Consider the following 16423-nt stretch of genomic DNA (forward strand, 5'->3'; position numbering starts at 1 on the left):
TCACGCGCACCGCGCGATACGTGCGGGAGAATCGTTAAGATCGTGCGCGAGCGGCTAGAAACCAGGTGATACCAAGCCGTGGAAAACATGTTCGCAATAGCCCCGACCAAGCTTGGCCGGGGCTGTTGCGAACCGAAATCGGACCATTCAACCGGCTCGTTCATCCGAGTCGAAGCCGCAACCTTTGTGGCTTCCGTCGCAGAACGGTCGTTTGGCCGACTCGCCACATCGGCACAGCGCGATGGCCGGCTTGTCCGCTGGGATGTCGAATTTGTTGCCTTCCGAGTCGGTCAACTCGAAGGGGCCTTCCACCACGAACGGCCCGTTGGGTCGCATACGAATTTTTACGTCAGCCATATCGACAAAGTCTCCCACGTTGAATGCCATCGAGCGAGTGGAGTCGTCGCGACTCCTGAGGTCAACAACGCTAATGTAGACCGAGCGGTACGGAAAGACCATCCTCATGCGAAATGGTCCTGCGGCGCGAGGAGTGACATCGCGCGCTCGAGAGGCCTTACGGCGAAGCGGGCGCCGGGGCGGCGGGCGTGGGTTCGACTTCGGAGGCTTCCAAAGGGCCGCTCTCGCTGGTGGTGGCGGAGTCCGCAGCCAGGGCGGGATTGGGCAGCTTCGAGTTGCGCAGTACGAACAGCACTTGTACGGGTTGCTGTTCCTGCAGCGGCTCGGGCAGAATCTTTGTCGGCATCAATTGTTGTTGCTCTTCGACCAGGAGATTGAGCCGTGCGAGTTCCGACTTGCGGCGAGACAAATCGTCTTCGCCTTTGGTATTGATCTTGGTCTTCGTGCCAGAAGCAGCAGTTTGGCCAGAAGCCTTGTCAACCACTACTGGCAGTTGAATGAACTGCTGCTTGTCTTGCGGGGCGGTGTTGTAGTAGTACCAATCCTCGGGCCGGGCGAGGCGGCGGGCTTGGGGTTGTTGCAGTTGCTTGGCCATTTGCTTCATATCGCCCTGCTTTTCCTCTTGAGGTTGGGCCTGGGGCACTGCCAAGAAAAAGTCGCTCGACTGCGCGGCACCATCATTGTTCTGGTCGCGATCGGCCACGCTCCCGCGGAACGACGCTCCTTCGCCAGCGAGTCGTTGTTGGGCCAGTTGCTCGGACAGCGTGCGTTCGTTGACCGGCTCCACGGCGATCGACGCGTAATTGCCTGGATCGCTTTGCATGGCGGCCAGGCAACTAGCGATCTGGTCGGCCGTGGCGTCGACCAGGATGGTCTCGCCCTCGATCTCGACGTCCTCGCCGTCTCGTCTCTCAAGTTCGCGCCGAGAGGCTTCCTCTGTCTCTACGTTAGCCTCTGCCTCCATACCTTCTGCTGACTCCGTGGGTGGTGCCTCACGGGTGGGTTGGTTGCGACTTTCCAGCGACAGTTCCGGACGGGCGGCGCGTGGTGCAGTTCTGGCATATCGGGCCGTGTCGCCTGCTGGTAAGCTATCCACCGCACCATCGGTTTCCACGCCACCGCCGCCGAAGCCACCACGGTTCATGGTGATGTTGTTCCGCAGTTCGATCTGCCGGCGCACTGGCACCGCTGCGGTGGCCCAGCTTTCGGTGCGTTCGTTGACCGCGATGCCGTTGTCGCCGAACACGTTGTTGATCTCGCGCTCGCGGAGCGCCTCAGGCGGTACTTCGCACCACACGATCAGGTAAGCGTTGCTGGCGTTGGTGATCGAATCGAAAGAATCGCCACGCGCGCCGGCCACGCCGCTCGGTTCGGTCAGATCGCGTACCGATTCGGGCAGCGGCGACTCCTCTGGCATGTCGTTGCGCAGGTCATCGAGTGGACTTTCTTCGGCCGCGGCGGTTGCGGGCTCCGCCAGGAGTTCGTTGTCGGCGACAGACTCGTCGGCCGGTTCACCGGTTGGGGCCGGGGCGAATTCTCTCCCCGCTGCGGGTCTCTTGAGGGCCACATGATCAGGAGCCGGGCCATTCACGCCTTGGGGCAGCAACATCACGATGCCCACGGCTGCTGCGATTGCTGCGGCCGACCACCACCAACCTCGCCGACTGCGACCAATGGGCAAGCTGGCGATCGAGCCCGCCTGACCGTTCTGCTCGTGCTTGGAATCGGTTGCGGTTGGTGCAGCGGCTGCGTCGTCCAATCGTTGCGCGAGTTGGGCGGTCCATTCCGCCGGCACCGCAGCGCGGGGCAGCGACTGCACAGTATTCGAGACGTTCCGCAGTTCCTCCACCAACGCTTGGGCGCCGGGATCGCTGGCAATCCACTCTTCCACGGCGCGCAACTCGTCGGCTGAGAGTTCACCATCAATGTAGGCGCTCAGCAGCTCGTCGTCGGGTTGGAAGGGATTTTGGGACACGGGTCTAACGCGGATTCAAAGGAGTCGTACTGCTCAGGTTCTAGTTTTCATGGATTCACAAAATCGTGCAACGCTTGTGACTGGCGGTGGCGTGTCGAGCACCCTAGGTCCTAGCCCCCCAGCCAGGGTCTCAATCCACCATGGTTGCTAGCTTCTCTTTCAAGCAGGCGCGGGCGCGGAACAGGCGGCTGCGTACGGTGCCGATCGGTATTTCTAGTATGTCGGCTATTTGCTCGTAGTCGCATCCTTCCAGTTCTCGCAGCACCACCACCTGGCGGTGTTCGTCTGCTAAATCGTGGATCGCCGCTTGCACGCCTGCCACTCGTTCGGCCGTTTCCAGGGGCTCGCTGGGAGCATTCTCGGTGCTGGAAGGTTCGATGGTGCGGGTTGTATCGTCTGTGTCCATGATCGTCAGCGGCCGCCGCTTCCGCGCATGGCTCATCGCCAGATTAAACGCAATGCGATAGAGCCACGTGTAAAAAGCGGCTGTTTCCTTGAACGTATCGAGCTTCACGTAGGCCTGTACGAAAGCGTCCTGGGCGATGTCCAGGGCGTCGTCCGACGAGCCCATGAGTCGCGCGAGCGTGTTGAACAGCCGGTCCTGGTATCGCAGCACCAACGTGTCGAACGCCGCCCGCTCGCCAACGCGAGCTTTGGCAATACATTCGGCGTCGGTTGGCTGGCTGGTCAAGGGTACGAACCAGTGTGTTTGAGAATTGGACGCAGAGCGCGGCGTGAGAGTTCCCTGCCCAGTACATACGGAAGTGCGCGAAAAGCCCTCGCCGGGGCCACTTTTTCAGCTTTCGCACCAACTTAGCAAATATTTGGTGCAAGTCGCCTACTGGACCCAGTTCCATGCGATCTAGCGCGAATTCCTCCACGAGAGTGTACGGAGACCACGTGGGTTTTGTTCCCGTAGAAACCGCAAAGAACGGGGAGAGGTGCTAGATTCGTAGCCGGATTCGCGAGAATTCGGATGACCAACGACCGAGGTCCGAATTCTTGCGAATCCGGCTACGGCAATACTCGCGGAATCTGGCGACGAAACTTCAGGTAGCTACTCCCTCGTACGGGTCCTGCCGGTTGTGCCGGCACCGCTGGCCTAAATGCCGCGGGGTAGGGGACTTACGACCCCTAGTAGCCGCTCGGATTAGTTGACCCGAGCGGTGGGCCCATTTATCATCGATACAGGTAGTTTGCCCAATTTCACACCTCCCCGCCCGACGCCAAGGCACCGGAACCCGGCGTCGTTGCTCGTTTTGCAGCAAGGACTCGTTCGTCGATGATTGCGTTACTCCTCCTAGGCTTGCTGCTGGTATTGTCCTTCGTGGCTTGCTTCTTCTGCTCGAAGTATTGGCACTGGTCGCACGTGCTGTTGACCGAGACGGTGTTCCTGCTCTCCCTGGCGTTCTTCATCCTCGCCAGCGAGGTGTTTCGCATTCAGAATCTGTATGGCGAACAGAACCAGAAGAACATCAAGCAAATCGCCGATCTCAAGCCGCAGGTCGATGCACTCAAGTTCGGCACCGAGGACCAGATGATCATCGGCCGGCTGGAGGGTGCCGAGGTTCCCGTGCAGATGGCCGAGACCGATAGCGAAGACGAGGTCGCCCGCATGCTCAGCTTCAACGATCTGTCGCACGAGCTGGGCATGGTGTCGCGGGCGCGAGGTCGCGCTTGGCGGGACGTCGAACCTGTGAGTCTCGACGACACCACCTTTACCGCCACGCTGAATATACCGGCGCCCACGCCACACGGTATTGCCGCCAATACCATCCTGTACGTGTTCGAGCAGGGCGAGGCGCAGCCACTCAATCAGCCGGGGCCGCGGTACATTGGCGACTTCAAAGTCGTGAATGCCAACGAACAGCAGATCCAGGTGCAGCCCTCGTCGCAGTTCGACGAGGCCGCGCTCCAGCGGCTGCAGGGCACCCGCGGGCCTTGGATCATGTACGAGAACATGCCGGTCGATCAGCACCCCGATGGCATTCTGGAGATCCTGGCCGGCGAGCCTGAAGATCGACTGCGCCAGTTGATACCAGCGGAGTCGGCCGACGAGTACGTTCGTCACGGCACTCCTGCTCAACCGGGCGACGACGATTGGCACAAGACCGGCTACAACAACGACGGCGAACTGGTGCCTCGCGACCTGTGGGATGCTAGCACCCAATTCATGTACCGCCGGATGCTGCGTGATTACAACCTGCTGTTCCAGGAGTACTCCAAGCAGTTCACGCAGATGGAAGCCGACATGAACGCGCTGGTCGAGGACAACAAGTTGCTCACCCAGGCGCTCGCTAGCGCCAAGCAGGTGCAAACGATGCACGAAGCCGAGCAGGCCAAGCTGAAGCAGGACGTGCAAGGCACCGCCCGCGACCGCCAGGCGATCGAGGCCCACCAGGCGCAGGTGGACACCCAACTCTCCAACGCCCAAGCCCTGCTGTCCGATCTGATCAAGCAGAACGGCGAACTAGCCCGAGAAATGGGCTCCCGCATCGAATAATAGCCGTTTCCGCGCGTTTCGCCTTCTTGTCGCGCGGCTGCTCTTTATGCGGATTGTGACGTAAGATATGGTAGCACCCCCGTGGGCGGTGCGCGCCGGGACCAGCTTGCTAGCATTCTCTTGATTAAAGACCACATGGGCTTCAACGATCGCGACTACGGACGATCCGGCTACGACGATGGCTACGGAAGTGGCTATGGTGGTGGCTACGGCGGAGGAGGCTACGGCCAGCCGGGCATGCACTTCGGCGGACCTAAGTCGGTGACCGTGAAGATTGTGATCGTCACGGCCATTGTGTTCGTCCTGCAGCTTGTGTTTCGGGTCCCCAATGGGCTCTCTTGGTTCGACTCGCTGTTTTCATTGCACCCCCATTGGTATCAAAAGCCATGGCAGGTGTTTGAATTCCTCACTTACGGGTTCTTGCACGATCCGTGGAGTCTGTGGCACATCGGCAGCAACATGCTTGTGCTGTGGATGTTTGGCCGCATGGTGGAGGATCGGTATGGAGGCAAAGAGTTCCTGCTGTTCTACCTCACCGCCATCGTGTTCGCCGGCGTGACTTGGAACCTGACCGAACTGGTCGCCGGCGGCGACCGCCCCATGCTGGGTGCATCGGGTGGTGTGTCGGCGGTGCTGCTGCTGTATATCTTCCTCTATCCGCGTGTCACGATCCTGTTCATGTTTCTCATTCCCATGCCCGCTTGGGTGGTGGGGGTATTCGTCGTGGCAACAGATATGTTCGGCGCGATAGGCCGCACCGGTGCCGTGGCCTTCACCGCGCACTTGGGCGGTTTCCTGTTCGCCTACCTGTATTACAAATCGGGCATCCGCCTGATGGACTACGTGCCTACCAGCTTCAAGATGCCGAGTTTCAAGCGGAAGCCAAAACTCCGGGTGCATCGCCCCGACAACCAGGACGAAAAGAACGAACGTCGCTTGAACGAACTACTCGACAAAGTCAATGCGGGAGGCCAGGACAGCCTCTCGTCGAGCGAACGCCGCGAACTGCAGAAGCTCAGCAAGTACTACCAAGACAAACGAAAGTGAACGACCAGTGGGGTGAGCCAAACGCCACCCTGGGAAACTTGAGCCCGGCGCCCGCGCCGGGTTGGCACTGGGTGGAAGCCTCGCGCCGGCTGCACAAACATGGAATGTTAGCTGCCACGTCATGCAAAATCGCTTTTGGACCATCGTAATCATTGTGCTCGTCGCGCCGTTGCCAATCGGTATCTGGGCAGCGGGGCGGGCGGCGTTCTTGTGGTGGCATGGTCCGATGGACGCTGCCGCGCCGTTGGAACTTACCGCGGCCGGCGATCCGCCGACCCGCGAGCACGCCGGCATGATTCGCATTGCGCCGATGCGCGCGCTGGTGGGCGACTCCACCAGCAGCCTGGCCGATCGCCAACCTGCGCACGAGGTGGTGCTCGACGCTTATTGGGTCGATTCCCACGCGGTCACCAACGACCAGTTCGCCCTGTTCGTTGCCGCTACCGAGTACGTCACCACGGCCGAGCGGCGTGGTTCGTCGCTGGTGTTCGATCTGGAGCGCCGCGAGTGGCTGGAGGTCGACGGCGCGATGTGGACCGCGCCCGAGGGGCCGCTCAGCACGTTGGCCGACCGCGGCGCATTGCCGGTGGTGCACGTGAGTTGGGACGACGCAGTGGCCTACGCTCGCTGGGCCGGTAAGCGGCTGCTCACCGAGGCGGAGTACGAAGTGGCCGCCCGCGGCGGGTTGATGGACAACGTCTACTCCTGGGGCAATCAGCTCGATCCCGATTCGCCGCTGGCAAACTACTGGCAGGGGCGCTTTCCGAACAAGGACCTGGCCCTCGATGGTTTTCGCGGCGCGTCGCCGGTGGGCCAGTTCCCGCCAAATCGCTTCGGACTGTACGACATGACCGGCAACGTGTGGTGTTGGTGCCAGGACTGGTACGCCGCCGACTATTACTTCGCCAGCCCGAAGCAGAATCCCACCGGCCCCATGAGCGGCCGCGCCCGCGTGCTGCGTGGCGGCTCGTGGCTTAGCACGGGCGGGGCGAGTAGCGAATTGGCCGTGGCCGCCCGGGGGCATGCTCCTGCGTATCACACAGCCAGTAACGTGGGTTTCCGCTGCGCGAGCGACCGCCGCCCGGTCGAGCAGGTGGAAGTCGCCGCCAAGTCGTCGACCACTCGGTGAGCCGTAGCCTCGGGTTTCCACGCCGGGCGTGCGAGGCTAGCGCCAGCGGCTCACGTATAGTGGTGGGCAAGTCTAGGCGAGGCGATCATACCGTCTATACTGTGGTGACCTGGCAGGCGCGCCTTTGACTCTGTCGCTGCGGCACACCAACCGTCCGGCGACCCAGCGAGCGACATTCCATGATCAACCATCCATCGCAAGTGATCGCCATCGGCGGGGCATCGGGTTTAATTGGCAAGGCCTTGTGCACAGCCCTCGAGCGCGACGGCCACACCGTAAAGCGCCTGGTGCGCCGCGAGGTGAAAGACCCGGAGCACGAAATCTACTGGAAGCCTTCGGCCGGAGAGATCGACGCCGAATCGCTGCGAGGCGTCGACGCCACGGTGCACTTGGGTGGCGTGGGCATTGCCGATCAGCGATGGACCGCAGAGTTTAAGAAGAAGCTGCACGACAGCCGGGTGCAAAGTACGCGGTTGATTTGCGAGACGCTGGCCGCGATGGACGAGAAGCCTCGCGTGCACGTGAACGCATCGGCCATCGGCTACTACGGTGTGCGGGGCGACGAGCGAATCGACGAGTCTTCACCCGGCGGCACCGGCTTTTTGGCCGATATGTGTCGCGACTGGGAAGCCGCCACGCAATCTGCTTGGGAGTCGGGTATTCGCGTCTGTCAGATGCGGATCGGTGTAGTGCTCAGCAGCCAGGGCGGCGCGCTGGCCAAGATGCTCACTCCGTTTCGCATGGGCGCCGGCGGTGTGCTGGGCTCGGGCGATCAATACATGAGCTGGGCGGCGCTCGACGACGTGGTCTCGGCGATTCAGTTCGCACTCGACCACGATCCCATGCACGGCGCGGTGAACGCCACCTCGCCGCAACCCGTGACCAATCGCGAATTCACCGAAGCGCTGGGCGAAGTGCTCCACCGACCGACCGTGCTGCGTACGCCCGCTTTTGCCGTTCGTTTGGCGGCCGGCCGCGAGATGGCCGAAGAGATGCTGCTAGGCGGCGCGCGGATTTATCCCACGCGGCTCACCAGCGAGGGCTTTTCGTTCGTCTATCCAGATATTCGCGACGCGCTGAAAGCCGCGTTGGCGTGACGCTCGCCCACCACGATCTGGACCTGTAACGCCACATTCCCAAACAACTTATCCGGTAGGCATTTGCGCGTCGTTCGGGTAATCTAGAGGGGCCGCGCCAGCGGCGCGATGGTGGCTGTTCGCAAAACTCGCTTCAAGGTGCGGTGATGGTCTCGTTTCGTCTGCTCTTCTCCGGGCTGCTGGGTGCGGCCTGCCTGGTGCCTCTGGCTGGTTGCAAGGAACCACCACCTCCGCCGGAGGTGATTCGTCCCGTGCGGGCGGTGCGGTTGAACGACGCGGCCGCGTTCGACAGCGGCTACTTGCCGGGCCGGGCGAAGGCCACGCAGGAGGTCGACTTGGCGTTTCGTGTTGCGGGCCCATTGATCGATTTTCCGGTGGACCTTGGCACCAGGGTCGAAGCGGGGGACGTCGTGGCGCAGATCGATCCCCGTCCATTCGAATACGAAGTTCAACGCACCAAGGCGGATCTGGCCGCGGCCGCGGCCGAACTGGATGCCATGAACATTGGTGCTCGTGAAGAGGAGATCATCCAGCTAAAGGCAGCGCTTCGAAAAGCGGAAGCTCAAGAGTACACCGCAAAGAGAGAGCTGGAACGGGCCACCCCTCTGGTGGAGTCGCGCACCATTTCCGAGAGCGACTTCGATCGCTACAAGGAGGCGGTGAGTTTGGCGGAAGCCGAAGTCGAGCAGGCCAAGGAGGAACTCCGCATTGGTGAGGAAGGTGCTCGTGCCGAAGACATCAAAGCGAAGGAGTCGCAGATCAAGTCGCTGGAGTCGCGACTGGAATTGGCCAAAGACGACGTGGATTACACCAAGCTCAAGGCGCCGTTCACCGGAACCGTGGTCGCCAAGTACGTGGAGAACTACGAGGACGTGCGGGCCAAAGAACGCATCGTGCGAATCGTCGACACCAGCCGCATCGAGATCATCGTCAACGTGCCGGAAGGCTCCATCTCGCTGGTGCCGCGGGTGACCGAAATCACGTGCACGTTCGACGCGCTGCCCGACCGACCTCTGCCGGCGACGGTCAAGGAGATCGGAGTCGAGGCCACGCGGTCCACGCGCACCTATCCCGTGACATTGATTATGGATCAGCCGGACGACGTGGAAATCCTGCCGGGCATGACCGGGCGCGTGCGGGGCAAAGTAAAGGCCGAGACCGAAGACGGTCACGCCCTGATCGAAGTGCCCGAGACCGCCGTGTTCGAGGGTGAGGGGAAGAAGTCGTACGTCTGGATCATCGAATCCAGCGATGGTAAGACCGGCACCGCGAAGCTTCGCGAGGTGGTGGTCAACCAACTCACCTCACGTGGGTTACAAATCGCCAGTGGGCTCGAGGCCCAGGATATCGTCGCCACCGCGGGCGTTTACGAAATCAAAGAGGGGCAAGAGGTTCGCCTCCTGCTAACGCCGTACGAGGTGGCCGTCCAATGAGCATCGCTAGCGTTGCGGTCAACAAGCCCACGGTCACCAGCTTCACCACGTTCACGCTACTCGTGGCGGGTGCGCTTTCCTATTTTAATCTCGGCCAACTCGAAGATCCCGAGTTCACCGTCAAAAGCGCGACGATCGTCACCAGTTATCCCGGCGCTAGCGCTGCGGAAGTGGAACTGGAAGTCACCGATCGTATCGAGATCGCCATCCAGGAACTTGCGCAACTCGACTACGTGAAGAGTATTTCTCGCCCCGGGTCGTCGATCGTACAAATCGAGATCAAGCCGAGCTACGACTCGAAAGACCTGCCGGGCATCTGGAACCAGGTCCGCAACAAGGTGGACGACATCCGCGATCAATTGCCTCCCGGCGCGGGCTCGCCGGAGGTGGTGGACGACTTTGGCGACGTCTACGGTTTTCTGCTCGCGGTGACGCGCGACGATGCGTTTACCGACGCGGATCTCGAGTCGTACGTCGATGCGCTGAAGAAGGAACTCAGCCTAGTCGACGGAGTGGCCCGCGTTGAACTGTGGGGCGTGCAGCCGCAGTGCATCTACATCGACGTGCAGGACTCGCAGCTCTCGCAGTTGGGCATCTCGATGGAGCAAATCGGCGCCACGCTCGCCAAGCAGAACGAGGTGGTCGACTCTGGCGCCATGAACCTGCCGCACCAGCGCCTACGGATCGAGCAAACCGGCGCATTTCGCTCGCCTGAAGAAATCGCCGGACTGACCGTGCAGGGCGGGGTGAACCTTGCGCAAGGCAGAGAGGCAACGGACGAACTCATCCGCATCGGCGACCTCGGCACGGTCGAGCGCGGCTATCGCGATCCGCCCGTCAACCTGATGCGCTACAACGGCAAGCCGGCGATTGGCATCGCCATCGCCAACATCCCAGGCGCTAACATCGTCGACCTGGGTCGCGCCATCGACCAGCGATTGGAAGAGCTCAAGGCCGAACTGCCAGTCGGCATCGAGCCGCACCGCGTTTCCTGGCAATCGGACCTGGTGGCCGAGTCGATCGATGCGTTCATGATCAGCCTGGCCGAAGCGGTGATAATTGTGCTGGTGGTGTTGTGGATCGCCATGGGATTCAGCACCGCCATGGTGGTTGGATTATGCGGTCTGGTGTTCGTGATCCTCGGTTCGTTCCTGGTGATGTCGATGTGGGGCATCGACCTGCAGCGAATGTCGCTCGGTGCGTTGATCATCGCCATGGGCATGATGGTCGACAACGCCATCGTGGTGGCCGATGGCATCCTGGTCCGCATCCAGCAAGGCATGGACCGCAAAAAGGCCGCTATCGAAGCGGCCACGCAGCCCTCGCTGCCCCTGCTGGGCGCCACGGCCATCGCCGTGATGGCCTTCTATCCAATCTACGCCTCCGACGAGAGCGCCGGCGAGTATTGTGCGTCGCTGTTTCAGGTCGTCGCGGTTGCGCTATTGTTGAGCTGGTTGCTGTCGGTCACGATCACGCCGCTGATGTGCATGTGGATGTTGCCCCAGCCCAAGACTGACACCAGCGAGCAGCGCGATCCTTACGATGGTGCTTTCTATCAAGCGTTCGGGCGTTTGCTCACCTTGGCGATTCGCTTCCGCTGGCTGGTGGTCGGCGGCATGACGGCCATGTTGGTCGTGGCGATGTCGTTCTTCGGATCGATCGACCGTACGTTCTTTCCCGACTCGGCCCGACTGCAAATCATGGTCGACTACTGGGCGCCGCAGGGCACGCGCATCGAAACCGTATCGCAGGACCTCGAGCGAATCGAAGAGCACCTACTGGACGACGAACGGGTGACGGCCGTCAGTAGCTTCATCGGCCAAGGCCCGCCGCGGTTTTACTTGCCGGTGGAGCCCGAGAAGCAGTACTCCTGCTACGCGCAGCTCATTGTAAACGTCCGCGACTTGGCCGCACTCAACACGCTGGTGCCCGAGTTGGGCGATTGGGCCAAACAAAACGTGCCCGAAGCGCAGACCATCGTCCGCCGTTATGGTCTCGGTCCGTGCAAGACTTGGACCGTCGAGGCGCGACTCAGCGGGCCCGCGGTGGCCGATATCGACGAGTTGCGTGGACTAGCCCAACAAGCCATCGAGGCATTCGAAGAGAGTCCGAACCTGGAAGTGGCCCAGACCGACTGGCGGCAGTTCGAAAAGAAGGTGGTGGTCGACTACGATCAGGAGCGAGCACGGTGGGCGAATGTGAGTCGCGCAAACGTTGCCAACGCGACCAAGCGTGCGTTCGATGGCCTCACCGTGGGACAGTATCGCGAGAATGACAAACTGTTGCCCATTCTGGTCCGCAACACGCCCGACGAATCGCGGCAGCTTACCGGCGCGCTGGGCACGCTGCAGGTGCATCCCTCGTTCTCCACCGAAACGGTGCCACTCGCGCAGCCGACGTCCGAGATCGAAGTGGAGTGGGACGACGGCATCATCTGGCGCCGCGACCGCCGACGCACGATTACCATTCAGGCTCGCACCCCCGACGGCGTGCCGGCTTCGCTGTTGCAGGCGGACGTTACGCCCGCGCTGGAAGCCATTGAGCTACCGCCTGGCTACAACCTGGAATGGGGCGGCGAGTACGAAGACGCGCGCGACTCGCAACAGTCGCTCATCCCCGGCATCGTACCGGCCGTGGTGATCGTCGCCCTGGTGCTGGTCGGCCTGTTCGACGGCTTCCGCCCACCACTGATCATCCTCTGTACGATCCCCTTCGCGATGATCGGCGTGGTCGTGGGACTCTTGAGCACTGGGCAGCCGTTCGGGTTCCTGGCGCTGTTGGGCGCGATGAGTCTGGCAGGCATGATGATCAAGAACGCCATCGTGCTCTTGGACCAGATCAACATCGAGAAGGCCGAAGGCAAGAGCGACTACCACGCGGTGATCGACGCCGCGATGAGCCGCCTGCGCCCCGTGCTGCTAGCCGCCGGCACCACCGTGCTAGGCGTCATCCCGCTGCTGCAAGACGTGTTCTGGGTCGCCATGGCGGTGACCATCATGTTCGGCCTGGCGTTCGGCACCATCCTGACCATGGTGCTTCTGCCGGTGCTCTACGCGTGCTTCTTCAAGGTGGAAATCCCGGCAGATGCAAAGTGATTTCACGCACAGGCGCAAAGACGCTAAGCAAGCCGGAGTGTGATGGGGCGAACCGCGGTTGATGAGTTAACCACAAGCATGAAACTCGCAAGCGCTCATTTCGGACTAGACGACTTCTCCTTCGAAGTGGATTTTCTTACTAGAGATAGCGTTTCGTTTCGTATTGTTGATGTGGGAAAGAGCTTGGTGCGAGGTGCGACGCGCGGTTGGATCGACCTGCATTGGTCGGCCGAGGCAGAGCACTCCAAAGCCTACCTGCGCGCGGCTGTCCCCGCTCGGTGCCTTGAACGAGAGTTCATGAATCAGATCGTCGATGCAGTAGCTGCGCAATGTTGCTTGCCTCGATCCACACCCGTCCAAGCTACGTTCTTCTCCACCGACAAGATTGTGGGATTGCAACGCACTGTGGGGAGTGAAGTATGATCTCACGCGAAGTCGCCAAGGAAGCGAAGGGCAGTGTCTGAGTGGCAAGCCGAATTGCATGTCACTACGCATTGAGGTGAGTCAGTCCATGAACCGCATGATCGCCATCCTTGGGTTCGTCGTGGCGATTGCCATCTTGTGTCCAATTTTGTGGCTTGCATATTCCCCTTACTCGGCCTGGAGGAATCTGCCATTCGCAAGAGGATGGCTTCATGGCGAGGTCTTGAACGACCCCACGCATGTTGGCTCGAACAAATCGGAGGTTCTAGCCAAGCTTGGAGAACCGACCAACAGACAAGGTCCCTACAGCTGGTGGTCGCTCATCGACGGTGACTCGCCGAAACAGGAGCGGTCTGCTCTGATGTTTCGCTACGATGATTCACTAGTGATCTCGCGTATCATGCTCTACGGCGTGAGGGCCCCTGAGGACAAATCGATGGAGCCCCTTTCTATCGACCTCGACGCCTGGAAGGATTCGAGCGACGAAGTGCAGCACCGCATGAACCTCGATCTGGTGAACAAATCAAAACGTGGAGAAATCCCTGCAGAGCTTAGAACTCTCGCGGATGTGGAGAAGTACTTTCCTCGTGCGCGGTATGTCGATCATTGGAATTACAGTACGGGAATGCTCCAGTCGATAGCGATGTCGTTTGACCCTGACGGCATTGTGACCGAGGTGTGGGAAGGGAACGATTGACCGTCCCGTCGGTGTTTTCGCTTTGTCGCACGAGGGAAACTACCATGCAAAGCATCCACTTCACGAGCCAGGACGCGTCGATCCTGTATGCAGTTCCAAAACCTCCTGCGGATCTTTGCACGATCGTAAGGTACCACACGTTTGTCAACCGATGCGCGCCTCCCAGTTTGGACGAACTGCAGGGATGTCTTGATAGAGCCTTCGCCGCGGGGGTGCTGAGCTGCAAACGAAAGAAGATCGTTGTCGAGCAGCCATGGTACGATCGCATTCACGCTGCCGACGCGTCGGCGGACAATGAGATTGAGTCGATGCTTGAATTCGAGGAGTGGCTGACAGCCCAAGAGTTCGCGCAGGTGAGCGACGAGAGATTCGAGATCACGCCGGCTGAGTACGCATCGATTTGCGGGCAGGAAAGATCAGACGTTACTTAAACCGATAGCCCCTTGATCTCAAGTCTCGTCCCGCAGCCGCCGCTTTCCCTTGATCACCGATTTGTAGAATCGCCCCAGCTTGCGGTCGGCTTCCCGGCGCTCCGCCAGCGTTCGCGCGTTGTGCGCCTGCTCGGCCAGTAGTTTCAGGTAGTTGGCCAGTCGCCGCTGGTCGAGTTCGCCCGCTTCGACCGCCGCGGTGACCGCGCAGCCAGCGTCGCCGTTGTGGTTGCAATCGTTGAAGCGGCAGTTTGCGGCGAGCGCGACGATGTCGTCGAACACATCGTGCAGTCCGTCTTCGCATGCGGGGAGTTGCAGCTCGCGGATACCCGGGTTGTCGATCAGCACTCCGCCCGTGGAGAGCGGATGCAGCGACCGCGCGGTGGTGGTGTGACGGCCTTTGCCGTCGGTTTCGCGAATCTCGCCGATGGCCAACCCGCCTACGCCAAGCGTGTTGGCCAAGGTCGACTTCCCCACGCCCGAAGAGCCCAACAGGGCCACGGTTTGTCCCGGCCCGCACCATGGTTCGAGCGCTTCGGCGTGCTGGGGATCACGCGCGTCGAGTGTTTCGACCAGTAGTCCGGCGTGAAGTTGCTCGGCCTGGCGGCGCAGCGCGTCGGGGTCGTCGCACAGGTCGGACTTGGTGAGCACGACAACCGGAGTGGTGCCCGCCTCCACGGCGAGGGCCAGGTAGCGCTCGATGCGCGACAGGTTGAAGTCTTCGTTGCACGAACAGACGATGAAGATCGTATCGATGTTGGCCGCAATCAGTTGCGACTTGACCTCCGCGCCGGCCGCTTTGCGGTGCAGCAGCGTGTGCCGCTCGAGCCGCAGCACCGCGCGATGGTCGTCGGACGACAGCAGCAGCCAGTCGCCGACCGCCAACTCCCCGGCCGACTCGGCCAATTGCACCGGCACGCGGAACTCGCCCGACGTGCCGAGCATCAGCACCTGACTGCCAAAATGCGCCGACACCCGCGCCACGACCGTCGCCCCGTCGTCGTCGGGCGGGAGTTGCTGTTGAAAAAATGGCTTCCATCCGATCGCACGAAGCTGCTGATAGTCCATTTCCGTGGGCCCTTTTCGGTGTGCGCTTAGCGACACATCCGGCAGCGAGAAGGTTCGCGCACGCTGGGCAAGATCAATCGCCTTGCGCGAAATTCAAGGTTTGATTGACTTGGCAATTCGTCGTTGGCTAGATTGTCTCAAGGCACGAATCGAATGGGCGCGATTAAAACCAGAGGAGTCGGCGATGGATCAACACGAGATCGACCAGGCCGCGCATGAGACGCTGGCGATTCTTCGCGAGTCAGGAGCCATCGTCGAGAACGTACATGTGGTGCACATCTCGGGGCTGCACTTTCCGATGACCATCAACAAAGACGCCATCTTTCCTCACCTTGAACGCGTCGAACGACTGACGCGCTTATTGGCGAAGCGGCTGACGGATAAGTCCATCGAGATTGTCTGCGGACCGGCGATGGGCGGGCTGGTGGTGGGCGAGTGGTTGGCGCACGAGCTCGGCGTGATGTGCGCCTTTGCCGAACACGACCCCGATCCCCAGCCGGGCGAAATCCGCGGCCGCTTCGTACTCCGCCGCGGCTACGACCAACTCGTCGCCGGCCGCCAGGTGCTGGTGGTGGACGACATCGTGAACACGGGCCACTCGATTCGGCAAACCATCGATGCAGTCCGCGCAGCTGGCGGGAACGTGGTCGCCGCCGTGTCGCTGGTGTTCGTCGGTAAATTCGACGCCCACGCGCTGGGAGTCGACGACTATCTCTACCTACTCCACTACGACGTACCATCCGGCTGGCCGCCCGAAGAGTGCCCGCTATGCAGGGACGGGGTGCCGGTCAACACGCGGTACGGTCACGGGAAGGAATTCCTGGCGGCGCAGGGGAAGGGTTAACGACTGAAGTGGTGGCTTAGCCAATTCGGGGAGTCCAGATACAATCACTTCTCCTCATCTAGACCACGCAAGAAAGGGTGACTCTCAATGGACGCTTTTGGAATTCTCGGATTTGTACTGGGGTCAACTGGCATGACTTTCGGAATTATGGCGTGGAGTCACGTAGCCAACCTGAACAAGGACTTTGAGGAATTGAAGAAAAGTCTGATCAACTCTGGCGTCCTCAAAGAGAAGCAGAGCGCCGAGGACTAGAGCGCTTTCAGAATTAGCGTGCCGACTTGGCTTGTTGTGTCGTCCCGCTGCTTTGTCGGCCTGCATCGACGGATA

13 protein-coding genes are annotated in these 16423 nt (G+C 61.1%); 9 read left to right on the top strand and 4 right to left on the bottom strand.

Features of this window, described 5'->3' with window-relative positions; translation table 11 throughout:
• Nucleotides 1-147 precede the first annotated feature (147 nt).
• The 3 genes from ACQK2L_RS08595 to ACQK2L_RS08605 all read right to left on the bottom strand — a co-directional run bounded on the left by ACQK2L_RS08595 (nucleotide 148) and on the right by ACQK2L_RS08605 (nucleotide 3023).
• Nucleotides 148-465 (bottom strand): CDGSH iron-sulfur domain-containing protein, encoded by a 318-nt coding sequence (locus ACQK2L_RS08595; protein ID WP_425396534.1) that lies wholly within the window; start codon nucleotides 463-465, stop codon nucleotides 148-150.
• Nucleotides 466-514: 49 nt separating this feature from the next.
• Nucleotides 515-2332 (bottom strand): anti-sigma factor family protein, encoded by a 1818-nt coding sequence (locus ACQK2L_RS08600; RefSeq protein ID WP_425396535.1) that lies wholly within the window; start codon nucleotides 2330-2332, stop codon nucleotides 515-517.
• A gap of 130 nt (nucleotides 2333-2462) precedes the next feature.
• Nucleotides 2463-3023 (bottom strand): sigma-70 family RNA polymerase sigma factor, encoded by a 561-nt coding sequence (locus ACQK2L_RS08605; protein ID WP_425396536.1) that lies wholly within the window; start codon nucleotides 3021-3023, stop codon nucleotides 2463-2465.
• A gap of 591 nt (nucleotides 3024-3614) precedes the next feature.
• Between ACQK2L_RS08605 and ACQK2L_RS08610 the strand changes: the two genes are divergently transcribed.
• The 8 genes from ACQK2L_RS08610 (at nucleotide 3615) to ACQK2L_RS08645 (ending at nucleotide 14187) form a co-directional block, all read left to right on the top strand.
• Entirely contained in the window at nucleotides 3615-4835 is a 1221-nt protein-coding gene (locus ACQK2L_RS08610) for a hypothetical protein (protein WP_425396537.1), read from the top strand.
• A gap of 120 nt (nucleotides 4836-4955) precedes the next feature.
• Nucleotides 4956-5882: a rhomboid family intramembrane serine protease gene (locus ACQK2L_RS08615; RefSeq protein WP_425396538.1), complete on the top strand. Its 927-nt coding sequence runs from the start codon at nucleotides 4956-4958 to the stop codon at nucleotides 5880-5882.
• Between the two features lie 121 nt (nucleotides 5883-6003).
• Nucleotides 6004-7011, top strand: a complete 1008-nt coding sequence (locus ACQK2L_RS08620; RefSeq protein WP_425396539.1) for a formylglycine-generating enzyme family protein — start codon at nucleotides 6004-6006, stop codon at nucleotides 7009-7011.
• 179 nt (nucleotides 7012-7190) lie between these two features.
• Nucleotides 7191-8108, top strand: coding sequence for a TIGR01777 family oxidoreductase (locus tag ACQK2L_RS08625; protein WP_425396540.1), 918 nt, complete (start codon nucleotides 7191-7193; stop codon nucleotides 8106-8108).
• Between the two features lie 146 nt (nucleotides 8109-8254).
• The gene (locus ACQK2L_RS08630; RefSeq protein WP_425396541.1) at nucleotides 8255-9541 is read left to right on the top strand and encodes an efflux RND transporter periplasmic adaptor subunit; all 1287 of its coding nucleotides are present in this window, start codon (nucleotides 8255-8257) and stop codon (nucleotides 9539-9541) included.
• Nucleotides 9538-12636 (top strand): efflux RND transporter permease subunit, encoded by a 3099-nt coding sequence (locus ACQK2L_RS08635; protein ID WP_425396542.1) that lies wholly within the window; start codon nucleotides 9538-9540, stop codon nucleotides 12634-12636. Before ACQK2L_RS08630 ends, ACQK2L_RS08635 begins: the two co-directional genes overlap by 4 nt.
• A 481-nt stretch (nucleotides 12637-13117) precedes the next feature.
• On the top strand, nucleotides 13118-13756 hold the full coding sequence (locus ACQK2L_RS08640; protein WP_425396543.1) for a hypothetical protein: 639 nt from the start codon (nucleotides 13118-13120) through the stop codon (nucleotides 13754-13756).
• A gap of 44 nt (nucleotides 13757-13800) precedes the next feature.
• Nucleotides 13801-14187, top strand: a complete 387-nt coding sequence (locus ACQK2L_RS08645) for a hypothetical protein (protein WP_425396544.1) — start codon at nucleotides 13801-13803, stop codon at nucleotides 14185-14187.
• Nucleotides 14188-14205: 18 nt separating this feature from the next.
• On the opposite strand, the gene rsgA is transcribed toward ACQK2L_RS08645, so the two are convergent.
• Entirely contained in the window at nucleotides 14206-15252 is a 1047-nt protein-coding gene (gene rsgA, locus ACQK2L_RS08650) for a ribosome small subunit-dependent GTPase A (protein ID WP_425396545.1), read from the bottom strand.
• A 184-nt stretch (nucleotides 15253-15436) separates the two neighbouring features.
• On the opposite strand from rsgA, the gene ACQK2L_RS08655 reads away from it, so the two are divergent.
• Nucleotides 15437-16096: a phosphoribosyltransferase family protein gene (locus ACQK2L_RS08655; protein WP_425396546.1), complete on the top strand. Its 660-nt coding sequence runs from the start codon at nucleotides 15437-15439 to the stop codon at nucleotides 16094-16096.
• Nucleotides 16097-16423 lie beyond the last annotated feature (327 nt).

This window comes from Aeoliella sp. (assembly GCF_965227375.1).
Classification (GTDB): Bacteria; Planctomycetota; Planctomycetia; order Pirellulales; family Lacipirellulaceae; genus Aeoliella.

What these genes read in the sequence shown, in the direction of transcription:
- rsgA (WP_425396545.1), bottom strand. Translation starts at nt 15,252, where the DNA reads ATGGACTATCAGCAGCTTCGTGCGATCGGATGGAAGCCATTTTTTCAA.
- ACQK2L_RS08630 (WP_425396541.1), top strand. Translation starts at nt 8,255, where the DNA reads ATGGTCTCGTTTCGTCTGCTCTTCTCCGGGCTGCTGGGTGCGGCCTGC.
- ACQK2L_RS08655 (WP_425396546.1), top strand. Translation starts at nt 15,437, where the DNA reads ATGGATCAACACGAGATCGACCAGGCCGCGCATGAGACGCTGGCGATT.
- ACQK2L_RS08645 (WP_425396544.1), top strand. Translation starts at nt 13,801, where the DNA reads ATGCAAAGCATCCACTTCACGAGCCAGGACGCGTCGATCCTGTATGCA.
- ACQK2L_RS08610 (WP_425396537.1), top strand. Translation starts at nt 3,615, where the DNA reads ATGATTGCGTTACTCCTCCTAGGCTTGCTGCTGGTATTGTCCTTCGTG.
- ACQK2L_RS08625 (WP_425396540.1), top strand. Translation starts at nt 7,191, where the DNA reads ATGATCAACCATCCATCGCAAGTGATCGCCATCGGCGGGGCATCGGGT.
- ACQK2L_RS08635 (WP_425396542.1), top strand. Translation starts at nt 9,538, where the DNA reads ATGAGCATCGCTAGCGTTGCGGTCAACAAGCCCACGGTCACCAGCTTC.
- ACQK2L_RS08595 (WP_425396534.1), bottom strand. Translation starts at nt 465, where the DNA reads ATGAGGATGGTCTTTCCGTACCGCTCGGTCTACATTAGCGTTGTTGAC.
- ACQK2L_RS08640 (WP_425396543.1), top strand. Translation starts at nt 13,118, where the DNA reads ATGTCACTACGCATTGAGGTGAGTCAGTCCATGAACCGCATGATCGCC.
- ACQK2L_RS08620 (WP_425396539.1), top strand. Translation starts at nt 6,004, where the DNA reads ATGCAAAATCGCTTTTGGACCATCGTAATCATTGTGCTCGTCGCGCCG.